The sequence below is a fragment of the Halopseudomonas sp. MFKK-1 genome, assembly GCF_027474385.1.
In the GTDB taxonomy this organism is placed as follows: Bacteria; Pseudomonadota; Gammaproteobacteria; order Pseudomonadales; family Pseudomonadaceae; genus Halopseudomonas; species Halopseudomonas aestusnigri.
Genome location: NZ_CP114836.1, coordinates 1,986,616 through 2,000,143 on the forward strand (window position 1 = coordinate 1,986,616; position 13,528 = coordinate 2,000,143).

Sequence of the window (13,528 nt, forward strand, 5' to 3'; positions counted from 1 at the left end):
TCAGGCCAGCAGCTGCATGGCGGCTTCCATTTCGGCTGACAGGTCTTCGTCTTCCTGCTCGCCTGCCGGATCCAGCCCCAGCTTGGCGAAGGAGGGGATCGTGCTCCAGTCCATCAGTGCATAGGGATGCTGAGTGCCTGCCAGTGACTGCAGCATGGCGACCTGAACAATGTCGGCGTAATCGACGCTGGACGAGTTGCGCTGAAAGTCCAGGTGCCCCGAGGGCACGTGACGCAGTGGTGCCGGAAAGTCCCAGGCCTGCAGGATGCGATCCCCGAGAACCGGATGGATGCGGTCAATGACCAGATTGAGACTGATGGAGTCGCGCAGCAACTGCGAGTTTTCCTCGGCATACGACAGAATCGGCAGCACGCCAATCTGGTGCACCAGGCCGGCAAGCGTGGCCTGGTCGGGCTTGAGTTTGGTGTAGTGACGGCAGAGAACGTGGCTGATGCCTGCCACTTCGGTACTGCGGGTCCAGACCTCACGCATCTTGCGATCAATGACGTCGGAGGTCGCCTGGAACATTTGTGACATCGCCAAACCGGTTGCCAGGTTGGCGGTGTAGGTAATGCCCATGCGGTTGACTGCCATGGCCAGATCAGTGATTTCCTGACGACTGCGCAGCAGCGGGCTGTTGACGACCTTGATCAGTCGGGCGCTGAGGGCCGCGTCGTTGCTGATTTCCTTCACCAGGTGGGGAATGCTGACATCCGGATCCTCAGCTGCCTCGCGTACTCGCAGGGCGACTTCCGGCAGTGTGGGCAGCACCAGTTGGTCTTTCTCGATGGCCTGTATCAGCTCGTCCTGGACGCGCTGGGCAAGATCTGTCATCTCGTGTCCCTTGTTTCTCTGTTATTCGGCTTCTGCGCTGGTGAGTTCGCGTTCATAGGGCAGGTCGGCAAGGCTGATCAGTGGTCCGTCGCTATCGCCTGCACTCAATGTGGTCAATTGTGCCGCATCTTTCTGAACAACAGCCAGCATTTCAATGGCCTTATGGCTGCGGGCGGCCATGACGACCTCTCCAACCGCCTTGCCGCTCTCGCGGTCGACGATCTCGGTACCGGGCGAGGGCGGTGCTTCTCCGGCCATCAGCAGACGGTACATGCGGCGTTTCAGCTTGCCCAGGTACTGCATGCGCGCCACGATTTCCTGACCGGTATAGCAGCCCTTGCGGAAACTTACACCGCCGAGCTGCTGAAGGTTGAGCATTTGCGGGATAAAGTGCTCCCGGGTTTCGTCGCTGACCTGGCCGACCCCGCTGCGAATGCGCTGCAGCTGCCATTGGTTCAGGCTGACCGGATCGGCATGCTGGCACAGGGTGTCCAGCAGATACTCGGCTTGCTCGGTCGGCACCCACAGGACGCAGGCGCCGCCAGGCAGGCCGATGGCAAACAGGTCATCCTTGTGCGCCACCGTGCCATTGGCTGGCATGTCGAGGCCACAGCTCTGCAGGGCCGCATCGGCGGCTTCGCCCCAGATACCGAAGCCGACCCGGTTGTCACTCTGGTCGCTCAGTTCGCATTTGTAGAAGACGGCGTACTTGCCGAGATCGGCGAGCTGTGCGGCGATCAACTGGCGATCAAGGCCCAGCATGACGCCCTGATCCGTTCGCCACAGGTAAAAACTCGACTGCATTCTGCCCTTGGGGTTACAGCGAGCACCCAGGGTGGCAGTGGTGCCGGTGACGGATTTCAGGTCGCAGGTGAGCTGGCCCTGGAGAAACTTGTCGGTATCGACGCCTTCAACGGCGATAATGCCTTCGTGGCTCAGCATGCTGATGCAGGTGGCGCAGTCTGCCCGGTCGTCAGTAAAACGAGCGGCGAGGTCGGGTAGTTGAGTCATGCCTGTCGTTGTTCCAATGGTTCAGGTGGTACATCATAGGGGCCATGGCAGGTGCTTGTCAGGCGTTGCCTGACGTTATAATGCGGTTTTTACCGAGCAGTTCAATCCTCACTGTGGAGTTGCCGATGTCGGCCGATATAGAAATGAAGCGCTTGTTCTGGCATAGCCGTCGCGGCATGCTGGAGCTGGATGTATTGCTGGTGCCCTTCCTGCAGGAAGCGTATCCGACGCTGGAGGCAGCCGATAAGCAGCGTTATCAGAAGCTGCTGGAATGTGAGGATCAGGATATGTTCGGCTGGTTCATGCAGCGCAGCAAGCCGGAGGACCCGGATTTGCAGCGCATCGTGGAGATGATTCTCGATCGTGTACAGCCCGACTGAATACCTTTTGCTGCGTCGCCAGCCTTCACGCTGGCTGGCGCTGGCCCTGATGTTGATGGGCTTGCTGGCCTGTGTCGGTGTGTTGCAAAGCGCGCTGCCCCTTTGGCCGAGTCTGCTTTGTCTGTTGCTGGTCGCCTGTTACTGCAGCTGGGTCTGGCCGCGTCAGATCAGCCTGAGTCACCCGCACTCGGTAACCGGTCTGCGCTTTGACAGCGACGGTTGGCACATTCTGCGGCGTGATGGCTCGGAGGTCACTGCCCGGCTGCTTGGCGATACCTATGTAAGTGCCATGCTGACGGTCGTTCGGTTGCGTGAGCAGGGGCGCTGGTGCCCGGTGTCGGTCGTGTTGCCGGCCGACGCAGCCTCCGAGGAAAGCCTGCGGCGGTTGCGTCTGCGGCTGCGTTTCAGTCGCCAGCGCTGGGCGGCTGCAGAATAGTATCCTGCGCTTCGTCCAGCTGCGCCGGAAAGTCCAGCGTGTAATGCAAGCCGCGGCTTTCACGGCGCAGCATGGCCGAACGGATGATCAGGTCGGCCACCAGGGCCAGGTTGCGCAGCTCAAGCAGATCGCGGCTGACCCGGTAGTTGCTGTAGAACTCGTGAATTTCGGCGCGCAGCATGTCGACCCGGTGTTTGGCCCGCTGCAGGCGCTTGGATGTCCGTACGATCCCCACGTAGTCCCACATAAAGCGCCGCAGCTCATCCCAGTTGTGCGAAATGATGACGTCCTCGTCCGAGTCGGTCACCTGGCTCTCGTCCCAGTTGGGCAGGTTCTGCGGCATGGCGATGCGGTCGAGCTGCTCCAGAATGTCACGACTGGCGGCGCGGCCGTAGACGATGCACTCGAGCAGCGAGTTGCTGGCCATGCGGTTGGCGCCGTGCAGGCCGGTAAAGCTGGTTTCACCGATGGCGTAAAGCTGATCGATGTCGGTTCTGCCGCTGCTGTCGACCATCACGCCGCCGCAGGTGTAGTGCGCTGCGGGGACCACCGGAATCGGTTCCCTGGTGATGTCGATACCGAAGGCCAGGCAGCGCTCGTGCACGGTCGGGAAGTGGCTGCGGATGAAGTCGGCCGGCTTGTGGGTGATATCCAGATAGACGCAATCGAGCCCCAGACGCTTCATCTCGTGGTCAATCGCCCGGGCCACGATGTCACGCGGTGCCAGTTCGGCGCGCTCATCGAAGCGCGGCATGAAACGCTCACCGTTGGGCAGACGCAGTAGCGCCCCTTCACCTCGCAATGCCTCGGTAACCAGAAAGCTTTTGGCCTTGGGGTGATACAGGCAGGTTGGGTGGAACTGATTGAATTCCATATTGGCTACCCGGCAGCCGGCCCGCCAGGCCATGGCAATGCCATCGCCCGAGGCGCTGTCGGGGTTGCTGGTGTACAGATACACCTTGCTGGCGCCGCCGGTAGCCAGCACGGTGAAGCGTGCTGCAACGGTTTCGACGTGGCCCGTCGAGCGGTTCAGGATATAGGCGCCGAGGCATTGATTGCCGTCGCGGCCGAGCTTCTGGGTGGTGATCAGGTCGACTGCAACGCGGTTGTCGAGCAGTTCGATGTTGTCGTGCTGCTGGGCGCGCTGCAGCAGCGTATTGAAAATCGCGGCGCCGGTGGCGTCGGCTGCATGGATTATGCGTCGGTGGCTGTGGCCGCCTTCGCGGGTCAGGTGAAAATCGTCACTTTCGCTGCCGTCCTCGCGTCGTTCGCGGGTGAAGGGGACGCCCTGTTCAACCAGCCAGCCGATCGCATCGCGGCTGTCGCCAACGATCTGGCGCACGGCATCTTCATGGCACAAGCCGCCGCCGGCGATCAGGGTATCCTGAACATGTGCATCGACCGTGTCGGTGTCGTCAAGCACGGCAGCAACGCCGCCTTGCGCCCAGAACGTGGAGCCTTCCGACAGCTGCCCCTTGCTGAGCACGGCGACACGCAGGTCGCTTGCCAGGTGCAGTGCCAAAGTCAGGCCGGCAGCGCCGCTGCCGATGACCAGTACATCGTATTGCCGTTGTTGAGTCATTGCGTTCTTTGCGCTCAATGCTTGCGTCGAGGTGGCCTAGTATATAGAAGGCGAGTCGCTCACAATACTGCCACCCATGGGGGAGTGCCTGGGACATCACTGCGGTTGATATGAGTGATGGCTTATTGCATTCAAGGGGGAACTTTTTAACATCGCCCGTGCTCCTAGTCCTGAACCTGAGTGAGGGGAGAACTTTTGGTTACATCTTGTGTCTACGATAACAACGCTGATCGCGGACTCCGAAGAGTGGCAAGTCAATGACGGGGCAGAGCGATCAACAGCTGGTTGAGCGTGTTCAGAAGGGCGACAAGCGTGCCTTCGACCTGCTGGTTCTCAAGTACCAGCACAAGATTCTCGCGCTGGTGACCCGTTTCGTGCATGACAGTCACGAAGCGCAGGATGTGGCTCAGGAGGCCTTTATCAAGGCGTACCGTGCGCTGCCGAATTTTCGCGGCGACAGTGCCTTCTACACCTGGCTGTATCGCATCGCGATCAATACGGCGAAAAATTATCTGGTGGCACGCAATCGCCGCCCGCCGGACAGCGATATAGCCGCAGATGAGGCGGAGTATTACGACGGCGACAGCATTCTCAAGGATATTCACTCGCCCGAGCGCGACATGTTGCGCGACGAAATCGAGCAAGTAGTGAACCGAACGCTGCAACAGTTGCCTGATGATTTAAGAACGGCTTTGACCCTGCGCGAGTTCGAAGGGTTGAGCTATGAAGACATTGCCAATGTGATGGACTGTCCGGTAGGCACAGTTCGATCCCGGATCTTCCGGGCGCGGGAGGCAATCGACAAAGCCCTGAAACCGCTGCTTGAAGCCTAGGTAGCAGGGTGGGGTGCAACGCAGTGAGCCCGATGGGCCAACAGCAGAGGTAAAGCAATGAGAAGCGAAGTCTTGCAGGAGTCTCTTTCCGCGCTTATGGATAACGAGGCTGACGAGCTGGAAGTGCGCCGTGTTCTCCAGGCCGCTGAGCAGGACCCGGCACTGCGTAGTACCTGGTCGCGCTATCAGGTGGCACGTGCGGTGATGCACAAGGAGCCTTGGCAGGGGGCTGTTGATCTGTCTGCAGGTATTGCTGCCGCGCTGCGCGACGAGCCAGAGCTGCAGATGGCGCCGGCGCCAGCCGATGTCAAACCGGTCTCCACTATCTGGCGCAACCTGGGCCGTGTTGCAGTGGCCGCTTCGGTGACCCTGGCGGTGCTGGTCGGTGTGCGCATGGTCAACCAGGGCGATGCGCCCGGCGGTGCTCAGATGACGGCCGGCACCATGACCGCGCCGTCGATGCTGCAGGCCAACCCGGCAGCGCGTTCCGGTGCGGTGCTGGCAGGGTACTCGCAGGCCGGAAACGCCGGTGCAGAGCCTCTTGCGCCTGCTCAAGCGCCGTCTGCGTGGCACGAACAGCGCATCGGTCGCTATCTGCGTGAGCATGCCGAATCCAGTGCGCAGATGGCGAGTCCGCAGCTCATTCCTTATGCCCGTGCAGCCAGCATGGAAGGTCGCTAGTGGTCGGTTGTCGATGCTCGCTGAGCGGCCTGACCCTGGCCGCTCTGCTGATCTCGCCGCTGGTTCAGGCACGCGATGCCGGCCAGTGGCTGCAGGGAATGGTCGATGCATCAGGGCAGCAAAGTTATTCGGGGTCGTTTGTCTACGAGCGCTCCGGCAGTTTCAGCACCCACCATATCTGGCATCGCGCCGATGGTGATGGCGTCACCGAGCGCATGTTGCGCGCCGACGGCGAGCCGCAGGAATGGGTGCGACGTGACGGACAGATTCAATGCGCCAGCTCCTTCGCCGCAGTGTCGGGCTGGCGCGGTGAGGCACCTGCGACGCTGAATCCGGCTCAGCTGCAACGCTGGTATGCACTGGAGGTGCTGGGCACCACCCGGGTTGCGGATCGCCCGGTTACGGTGATCGCCATGAAGCCCCGTGACGCGTTTCGTTATGCCTATGAGCTGTATCTGGATGACCAGACCGGCATGCTGCTCAAGTCCCTGCTCATTAACGAGCGCAATGTGCTGCTCGAGCGCTTCCAGTTTACCGATGTGCAGTTTGCCGAGTTGACGGACGAGCAGCTCGAACCGGGAGCGAGTTGTCTGACGCTGGCCGAGCACCCGCTTGAAAAGCGTGTGGATACCTCCGGCTGGGTGCCTGGCTGGATTCCGCCGGGTTTTGTTGCCGGCGAGCCGGTAGTTCGCACACTGGCGGTCAATGAACCGCAGGTCATGAGTCAGGCCTTCAGCGATGGCCTGGCTCGATTTACCCTGTTTGTCGAGCCTTTGGGTGATGGGGCCCTGGCGGAAGATTTGCTTGCTCAGCTGGGGCCGACCGTGGCTGTCAGTCGTCGATTGCAGTTCGAGGGTGTGGGGTATCTGGCAACCATCGTCGGTGAAATTCCCCCGGCAACCGCCGAGCGTATCGCCGCGTCCTTTCCCTTTGCGACTGCGGAGATGGCCCAGTGATTGAAGAGCGCGGGCGAGTCCTCAGTGTTGAAGAGGGGGCGGTGTGGGTTGAAACGGTGCGCAGCAGCACCTGTGGCAACTGCGCCGCCAAGGCCGGTTGCGGCCAGGCATTGCTCGCACGGGTTGGCAGCGGTGCCAGGCGCGGATTTATCCGTGCCCTGACCGATCGCAGTTGGCAAATAGGTGATGAAGTCTTTATCGGTATTCCCGAGGACGCCGTCGTGCGCGGCGCGCTCTGGGTTTATCTGACTCCACTGCTCGGATTGTTTGCTGCCGCTTTGCTGGCGCAGGCGCTGGGGGCAGCGGAGCCGATGGTGATCTTGGCTGCGGTATCCGGTCTGATCGCCGGTTTTGCAGTGGTTCGTTGGCACGGCCAGCGAGCCCAGCGTGACCCGCAGCTGATGCCGCAGGTGTTGCGTTCTGCCGGGCAGGCGATGCCCCTCGTCCAGGAGGGACGGCTGAACGGCTGATGTCTTGCAAGATGGTCCTTGAGTACAGGTGAGGAGAATTCAGGCTTATGTTGTCTGTTCGACGTTGGGTCCTCGCAACTGCGAGCGTGCTGGTCCTGGGGTGGCAATCACTGGCAGTTGCCGCGGATTTGCCGGACTTTACCGAACTGGTGGAGGAGGCCTCCCCGGCTATCGTCAATATCAGTACCCGTCAGAAGGTATCCAGCCAACCGGTTGCAGGCATGCAGGGTATGCCTGATCTGGAGGGCATGCCGCCGATGTTTCGTGAATTCTTTGAGCGCAGCTTCCCGCAGGCCCCGGCGCCACGCGAGCGAGAGGCTCCCCAGTCGCTCGGCTCGGGCTTCATTATTTCCCGTGATGGCTACGTGCTGACCAATAATCATGTGGTGGCCGACGCCGACGAGATTTTCGTCCGGCTGTCTGATCGTCGGGAAATGCAGGCGGAGCTGGTCGGCGCTGATCCGCGTTCTGACCTCGCGTTGCTGAAAATTGATGCCGGTGACGACCTGCCGGTAGTCAAGATCGGCAAGTCGGCGGACCTCAAGCCGGGCGAGTGGGTGCTGGCGATTGGTTCGCCGTTCGGCTTCGACTACTCGGTAACCGCCGGTATCGTCAGTGCCAAGGGGCGCAGCCTGCCGAACGAAAACTATGTTCCCTTTATCCAGACTGACGTAGCGATCAATCCGGGTAACTCCGGTGGTCCGCTGTTCAACCTGGACGGCGAAGTGGTGGGCATCAACTCCCAGATCTTCACTCGCTCCGGTGGCTTCATGGGGCTTTCGTTCGCTATCCCGATGGACGTGGCAATGGACGTGGTCGAGCAGATCAAGGATAGCGGCAGTGTCCAGCGTGGCTGGCTGGGTGTCGTCATTCAGGAGGTCAACAAGGATCTGGCCGAGTCGTTCGATCTGCCCAAGCCGGCCGGCGCCCTGGTGGCCCAGATCATGCCGGGCGGTCCTGCCGACAAGGGTGGTTTGAAAGTTGGCGATGTCATCCTCGAATTCAATGGTCACGAAGTGGTGCGCTCGTCCGACCTGCCCCATGCGGTAGGCCGCGTTCGTCCCGGAACCGACGCAACGCTGGTGGTGATGCGTGACAAGCAGCGCAAGACGCTGACCATGGAGATTGGCACGCTGCCGGATGATGATGCGGTCGCGGCAGCGGGTACCAATGAGCAGGCGCCGAGCGCAGCGTCCAACCGTCTTGGCGTGACGGTCGTCGAGTTGACTGATGACCAGAAGAAGAACCTGGATATTCACTCCGGTGTTGTGGTCCGTGAGGTGAGCCGGGGGCCGGGTGCGATGGTCGGGCTGCGGCCCGGCGATATCATCACCAACCTGGACAATCGTTCGGTGGATTCGGTGGAAACCTTCACGCGTATTGCCCGTGATCTGCCGGACAATCGCTCTATCTCCATGCGGGTGATTCGTCAGGGCCGCGCCAGTTACATCACCTTCCGCCTGGCGGAGTAAGTCGTCGCCACAGGCTTCCGGTCATCAGCGGTCTTGAGATGGCGATGACCGGGGGCTGCAGCGATGGCGACATGGCTGCTAATCAGGTAAACTCGCGGGCTGTTTTGGGGAGTCGCCTCCCCGTCTCGCCATGTCTGGCAACCCTGTCTGGATGATCCGCGCTGTGAGTGACCTTAGCCTGATTCGTAATTTTTCCATCATTGCCCATATCGACCACGGCAAGTCGACGCTGGCCGACCGCTTTATCCAGATCTGCGGTGGCCTGAGCGAGCGTGAAATGGAAGCGCAGGTACTCGACTCCATGGATCTGGAGCGCGAGCGTGGTATCACCATCAAGGCACACAGCGTCACGCTGTATTACACCGCCAAAGACGGCAAGACCTACCAGCTGAACTTTATTGATACCCCAGGTCACGTCGACTTTCACTACGAAGTCAGCCGCTCGCTCGCTGCCTGCGAGGGCGCGCTGTTGGTGGTGGACGCTGCGCAGGGTGTGGAGGCGCAGTCGGTAGCCAACTGCTACACCGCTATCGAGCAGGGCCTTGAGGTCATGCCGGTGTTGAACAAGATCGACCTGCCCCAGGCCGAGCCGGAGCGGGTCAAGGCCGAGATTGAAAGCGTAATCGGCATTGACGCGACAGATGCGGTTGCCTGCTCGGCCAAGAGCGGCATCGGTGTCGAGGATGTGCTCGAAGCGCTGATTCACTCCATTCCTGCGCCTGAAGGCGAGATCGAGGCGCCGCTGCAGGCGCTGATCATTGATTCCTGGTTCGACAACTACCTTGGCGTGGTGTCGCTGGTGCGCGTCAAGCATGGCCGGATCAAGAAGGGTGACAAGGTGCTGGTCAAGTCGACCGGCAAGACCCATCTGGTCGACAGCGTCGGCGTGTTCAACCCCAAGCATACCGAAACTGTTGACCTGAAGGCCGGTGAAGTAGGCTTCATTATCGCCGGTATCAAGGACATTCATGGTGCGCCGGTGGGCGATACCCTGACCCTGTCCAATACCCCGGATGTTGATCCGCTGCCGGGCTTCCAGAAGGTCAAGCCGCAGGTTTATGCCGGCCTGTTTCCGGTCAGTTCTGATGATTTCGAGGATTTTCGCGAGGCGCTGCAGAAGCTGACGCTGAACGATGCTGCGCTGCAGTTCGAGCCGGAAAGCTCCGAGGCACTGGGTTTTGGCTTCCGTATCGGCTTCCTCGGCATGCTGCACATGGAGATCATCCAGGAGCGCCTGGAGCGCGAGTACGATCTGGATCTGATTACCACCGCCCCGACCGTAGTGTTCGAGGTGGAGAAGAAGGGTGGTGAGGTTATCTACGTTGATAACCCGTCGCTGCTGCCCGACCCCTCGATGATCGAGGAAATGCGCGAGCCGATCGTGCGTGCCAACATTCTGGTGCCACAGGATCACCTCGGCAGCGTGATCACGCTCTGTATCGACAAGCGTGGCGTGCAGCACGACATGGTCTTTCTCGGTACCCAGGTTCAGGTTGTCTATGATCTGCCGATGAATGAGGTGGTACTCGATTTCTTCGACCGGCTGAAGTCGGTCAGCCGCGGCTATGCTTCTCTGGACTACAGCTTCGACCGCTTCCAGCCGGCCAAGCTGGTGCGTCTTGACGTGCTGATCAATGGCGAGAAGGTCGACGCGCTGGCGTTGATCGTGCACCGTGACAACGCGGCCTTCAAGGGACGCCAGTTGGTCGAGAAGATGAAAGACCTGATTCCGCGACAAATGTTCGATGTGGCGATTCAGGCTGCCATTGGTGGCCAGATCGTCGCCCGCTCAACCGTCAAGGCGTTACGCAAGAACGTACTTGCCAAGTGCTATGGTGGTGATGCCAGCCGGAAGAAAAAACTGCTTGAAAAGCAGAAGGCCGGCAAGAAGCGCATGAAGCAGGTGGGTAGTGTGGAGATTCCGCAGGATGCGTTCCTGGCGGTACTCAAAGTCGACAACTAGAGACGGTAAGCGCGAACGATGATGCATATCAACTTTCCACTGGTGCTGGTGATTGCGGTTGCCGTCAGTGGGTTTCTGGCCCTGCTTGATCGTATCGTGCTCGCGCCACGTCGTCGTCGCGCGATTGCCACCTATGAAGCCCAGGTCGATGTTGCCGACCCTCAGACCATAGCTCGGCTGGACAAGGAGCCGCTGCTGGTCGAATACGGCAAGTCGTTCTTTCCTGTGCTGGCGGTAGTGCTGATCCTGCGTTCCTTCCTGGTTGAGCCGTTCCAGATTCCCTCCGGCTCAATGAAGCCGACATTGGACGTAGGCGACTTTATCCTCGTCAACAAGTTTGCCTACGGTATTCGCCTGCCGGTGATCGACACCAAGGTCATCCCGATTGGCGAGCCGCAGCGTGGTGATGTCATGGTATTCCGTTACCCCAACGACCCTGCCATCAACTACATCAAGCGTGTTGTCGGCTTGCCTGGCGATCATATCCGCTATGCTGGAAAGCAGCTGTATATCAACGGTCAGAAGATTGAACACGAACTGGTTGAGATCGTGCCGGATGACGAAGTGCCGGACGGTCATCCGCTGCAGGCAGTGGCAAAGGCGGCTATCTTCAATGAGCAGCTCGGTGAGGTGAGTCATCAGATCCGCCAGAAGCAGCTGTCGCAGACGCCCAGACCGAACGAGTGGGTGGTGCCCGAAGGGCACTATTTCATGATGGGCGATAACCGCGACAACTCCAACGACAGCCGTTACTGGCAGTCTGCGGATATGCCCAGGGAGTTGTGGGGAATGGTTCCCGACAACTATATTGTGGGTAAGGCCTTCGCGGTCTGGATGCATTGGCCGGAACCGAAACTGAGCAATCTGCCCAGTTTTTCGAGCGTCGCTCTGATCCATTGAGTGCGCCGAACAGGATATAACATCAACGACGGATTACGAGGTTCTCATGCGCCACTCACAGCAAGGGGCATCCTTCTTCGGCTGGCTGGCCGTTATTGCGCTGATTGTCTTCGGCATGATCATTGCCATGAAGCTGACCCCGATCTACATGGATCATTACTCGCTGCGCAATATCATTACCACGGTCAATGAAGATCCGACCATCAAGATCAACTCGCTGCGTGACTTGAACAGCTACATTGACAAGGGCATGCAGCTCAACGGCATTCGCGACATCGACGCGAAGGAAGCCATCAAGGTGACGCAGAGCGGCCAGAACGCCTACACCCTGGTGCTCAAGTACGAAGTGCGAGCGCCGTTGCTGAATACAGTGGATCTGCTGGTCCACTTCGACGAAACATTCATTATCAGACCGCTAAAGTGAGCAACAAGCTAGACCGACTAGAGCGCAGGATAGGCTACCAATTCAAGGACCAGGACCTGCTGGTGCTGGCCTTGACCCACCGCAGTCTCGGTGGGCGCAACAATGAACGCCTGGAGTTTCTGGGTGATTCGATTCTCAATTTTGTTGCCGCCGAGATGCTGTTCCAACATTTTCCCCAGGCCCGAGAAGGCCAGCTTTCGCGGCTGCGTGCACGCCTGGTCAAGGGTGTAACCCTGGCCGAGCTGGCCAAGGGCTTTGAGCTGGGCGAGTACCTGCGCCTGGGTTCCGGTGAGCTGAAGAGCGGAGGCTTTCGCCGCGAATCGATCCTGGCGGATGCAACCGAGGCGATTATCGGTGCCATTTATCTGGATGCCGGGCTCGAACCGGTCCGCGAGCGGATTCTGCACTGGCTGGGCGAGCATATTGCGACCCTGACGCTGGTCGACAACAACAAGGATCCGAAAACACGGCTGCAGGAGTTCCTGCAATCGCGTCAAAGCGAGCTGCCGCGTTACGAAGTGATCGAGAGCAGTGGTGAAGCCCACTGCAGAACATTCAAGGTGGACTGTCAGGTCGCATTGCTGGCCGAACGCACCTACGGCGTTGGCAGTAGCCGCCGCCTTGCAGAACAACAGGCAGCCCAGCAGGCGTTGATCGCCCTGGGTGTGGAGCGAGCCGATGACTGATGCTGTTTCCCGCTGCGGTTACGTAGCCATTGTCGGCCGGCCGAATGTCGGCAAGTCGACCCTGCTGAACCATATTCTCGGCCAGAAGCTGGCCATCACCTCGCGCAAGCCGCAGACAACCCGTCATACGCTGCTCGGTATCAAGACCGAGGGAGCGGTGCAGGCGATTTATGTCGATACCCCCGGCTTGCACAAGGAAAACGAGAAAGCCCTCAACCGCTTTATGAACAAGAGCGCCAGTCAGGCCCTGCGTGATGTTGACGTTGTCCTGTTTGTGGTTGACCGGCTGCGCTGGACCGATGAAGACCAGATGGTGCTGGAGCGGGTGCAGTATCTGACCTGTCCCGTGCTGATCGTGGTCAACAAGCTCGATCGGATGGACGACAAGAACGAGCTGTTGCCGCATCTGGAATGGTTGACCAAGCAGTTGCCCAGCGCCGAAGTTGTCCCGGTGTCTGCATTGCAGGGGCGCAATATCGACCGTCTGGAGTCGCTGATTGCCGAACGGCTGCCGGAGAGTGAGCACTTCTACCCGGAAGATCAACTGACCGACAAGAGCTCGCGTTTTCTGGCTGCCGAGCTGGTACGTGAAAAGGTCATGCGTCAACTGGGCGCCGAGATTCCCTATCAGGTTGCGGTTGAAATCGAACAGTTCAAGCAGGAAGGGCGCATTCTGCATATTCACGCGCTGATTCTGGTCGAGCGTGAAGGGCAGAAGAAAATCATCATTGGTGACGGCGGTGAGCGGTTGAAGAAGATCGGTCAGGAAGCGCGCCTCGACATGCAGAAGCTGTTTGGCAGCAAGATCATGCTCAACCTCTGGGTCAAGGTGCGTCGCGGCTGGTCTGATGATGAGCGCGCCCTCGGTTCGCTGGGTTATCGCTTCGACGACTGACCTGC

At 59.9% G+C, this 13,528-nt stretch carries 15 protein-coding genes; 12 read left to right on the forward strand and 3 right to left on the reverse strand.

Annotated elements, in window-relative coordinates; all coding sequences use genetic code 11:
* Both O5O48_RS09310 and ygfZ read right to left on the reverse strand, forming a co-directional pair.
* Positions 1-834: an HDOD domain-containing protein gene (locus tag O5O48_RS09310; RefSeq protein ID WP_269686839.1), complete on the reverse strand. Its 834-nt coding sequence runs from the start codon at positions 832-834 to the stop codon at positions 1-3.
* Between the two features lie 21 nt (positions 835-855).
* The gene (gene ygfZ, locus O5O48_RS09315) at positions 856-1,776 is read right to left on the reverse strand and encodes a CAF17-like 4Fe-4S cluster assembly/insertion protein YgfZ (RefSeq protein WP_228245353.1); all 921 of its coding nucleotides are present in this window, start codon (positions 1,774-1,776) and stop codon (positions 856-858) included.
* Positions 1,777-1,970: 194 nt separating this feature from the next.
* Here ygfZ and O5O48_RS09320 point away from each other — a divergent pair, with 194 nt between their 5' ends.
* A complete protein-coding gene (locus tag O5O48_RS09320) occupies positions 1,971-2,225 on the forward strand; it encodes an FAD assembly factor SdhE (RefSeq protein ID WP_088273335.1) in 255 nt (84 codons plus the stop codon).
* Positions 2,209-2,661 carry a hypothetical protein gene (locus O5O48_RS09325; protein WP_088273337.1) on the forward strand — a complete coding sequence of 151 codons (453 nt, stop codon included), beginning with the start codon at positions 2,209-2,211 and terminating at the stop codon, positions 2,659-2,661. Before O5O48_RS09320 ends, O5O48_RS09325 begins: the two co-directional genes overlap by 17 nt.
* Here the strand turns inward: O5O48_RS09325 and nadB are convergent.
* Positions 2,630-4,243: an L-aspartate oxidase gene (nadB, locus tag O5O48_RS09330; RefSeq protein ID WP_269686840.1), complete on the reverse strand. Its 1,614-nt coding sequence runs from the start codon at positions 4,241-4,243 to the stop codon at positions 2,630-2,632. The two genes, O5O48_RS09325 and nadB, sit on opposite strands and share 32 nt — an antisense overlap.
* A gap of 257 nt (positions 4,244-4,500) precedes the next feature.
* Between nadB and rpoE the strand changes: the two genes are divergently transcribed.
* From rpoE to era, 10 genes are all read left to right on the forward strand, one after another.
* Positions 4,501-5,076, forward strand: coding sequence for an RNA polymerase sigma factor RpoE (gene rpoE, locus O5O48_RS09335; RefSeq protein ID WP_088273341.1), 576 nt, complete (start codon positions 4,501-4,503; stop codon positions 5,074-5,076).
* A 57-nt stretch (positions 5,077-5,133) separates the two neighbouring features.
* Positions 5,134-5,757: a sigma-E factor negative regulatory protein gene (locus tag O5O48_RS09340; RefSeq protein WP_088273343.1), complete on the forward strand. Its 624-nt coding sequence runs from the start codon at positions 5,134-5,136 to the stop codon at positions 5,755-5,757.
* On the forward strand, positions 5,757-6,713 hold the full coding sequence (locus tag O5O48_RS09345; protein WP_269686841.1) for a MucB/RseB C-terminal domain-containing protein: 957 nt from the start codon (positions 5,757-5,759) through the stop codon (positions 6,711-6,713). The genes O5O48_RS09340 and O5O48_RS09345 overlap by 1 nt, the downstream gene beginning before the upstream one ends.
* Positions 6,710-7,183, forward strand: a complete 474-nt coding sequence (locus tag O5O48_RS09350; protein ID WP_228245118.1) for a SoxR reducing system RseC family protein — start codon at positions 6,710-6,712, stop codon at positions 7,181-7,183. Before O5O48_RS09345 ends, O5O48_RS09350 begins: the two co-directional genes overlap by 4 nt.
* A 47-nt stretch (positions 7,184-7,230) precedes the next feature.
* Positions 7,231-8,655, forward strand: coding sequence for a DegQ family serine endoprotease (locus tag O5O48_RS09355; protein WP_269686842.1), 1,425 nt, complete (start codon positions 7,231-7,233; stop codon positions 8,653-8,655).
* 163 nt (positions 8,656-8,818) lie between these two features.
* Positions 8,819-10,618: a translation elongation factor 4 gene (gene lepA, locus O5O48_RS09360; protein ID WP_088273899.1), complete on the forward strand. Its 1,800-nt coding sequence runs from the start codon at positions 8,819-8,821 to the stop codon at positions 10,616-10,618.
* A gap of 21 nt (positions 10,619-10,639) precedes the next feature.
* Positions 10,640-11,518 carry a signal peptidase I gene (lepB, locus tag O5O48_RS09365; RefSeq protein ID WP_088273900.1) on the forward strand — a complete coding sequence of 293 codons (879 nt, stop codon included), beginning with the start codon at positions 10,640-10,642 and terminating at the stop codon, positions 11,516-11,518.
* Positions 11,519-11,564: 46 nt separating this feature from the next.
* Entirely contained in the window at positions 11,565-11,942 is a 378-nt protein-coding gene (locus O5O48_RS09370; RefSeq protein WP_088273348.1) for a DUF4845 domain-containing protein, read from the forward strand.
* A complete protein-coding gene (gene rnc, locus O5O48_RS09375; RefSeq protein ID WP_088273350.1) occupies positions 11,939-12,628 on the forward strand; it encodes a ribonuclease III in 690 nt (229 codons plus the stop codon). Before O5O48_RS09370 ends, rnc begins: the two co-directional genes overlap by 4 nt.
* Entirely contained in the window at positions 12,621-13,523 is a 903-nt protein-coding gene (gene era / locus O5O48_RS09380; RefSeq protein ID WP_269686843.1) for a GTPase Era, read from the forward strand. The genes rnc and era overlap by 8 nt, the downstream gene beginning before the upstream one ends.
* Positions 13,524-13,528 lie beyond the last annotated feature (5 nt).

What these genes read in the sequence shown, in the direction of transcription:
- O5O48_RS09310 (WP_269686839.1), bottom strand. Translation starts at nt 834, where the DNA reads ATGACAGATCTTGCCCAGCGCGTCCAGGACGAGCTGATACAGGCCATC.
- ygfZ (WP_228245353.1), bottom strand. Translation starts at nt 1,776, where the DNA reads ATGCTGAGCCACGAAGGCATTATCGCCGTTGAAGGCGTCGATACCGAC.
- O5O48_RS09320 (WP_088273335.1), top strand. Translation starts at nt 1,971, where the DNA reads ATGTCGGCCGATATAGAAATGAAGCGCTTGTTCTGGCATAGCCGTCGC.
- nadB (WP_269686840.1), bottom strand. Translation starts at nt 4,243, where the DNA reads ATGACTCAACAACGGCAATACGATGTACTGGTCATCGGCAGCGGCGCT.
- rpoE (WP_088273341.1), top strand. Translation starts at nt 4,501, where the DNA reads ATGACGGGGCAGAGCGATCAACAGCTGGTTGAGCGTGTTCAGAAGGGC.
- O5O48_RS09340 (WP_088273343.1), top strand. Translation starts at nt 5,134, where the DNA reads ATGAGAAGCGAAGTCTTGCAGGAGTCTCTTTCCGCGCTTATGGATAAC.
- O5O48_RS09355 (WP_269686842.1), top strand. Translation starts at nt 7,231, where the DNA reads ATGTTGTCTGTTCGACGTTGGGTCCTCGCAACTGCGAGCGTGCTGGTC.
- lepB (WP_088273900.1), top strand. Translation starts at nt 10,640, where the DNA reads ATGCATATCAACTTTCCACTGGTGCTGGTGATTGCGGTTGCCGTCAGT.
- O5O48_RS09370 (WP_088273348.1), top strand. Translation starts at nt 11,565, where the DNA reads ATGCGCCACTCACAGCAAGGGGCATCCTTCTTCGGCTGGCTGGCCGTT.
- era (WP_269686843.1), top strand. Translation starts at nt 12,621, where the DNA reads ATGACTGATGCTGTTTCCCGCTGCGGTTACGTAGCCATTGTCGGCCGG.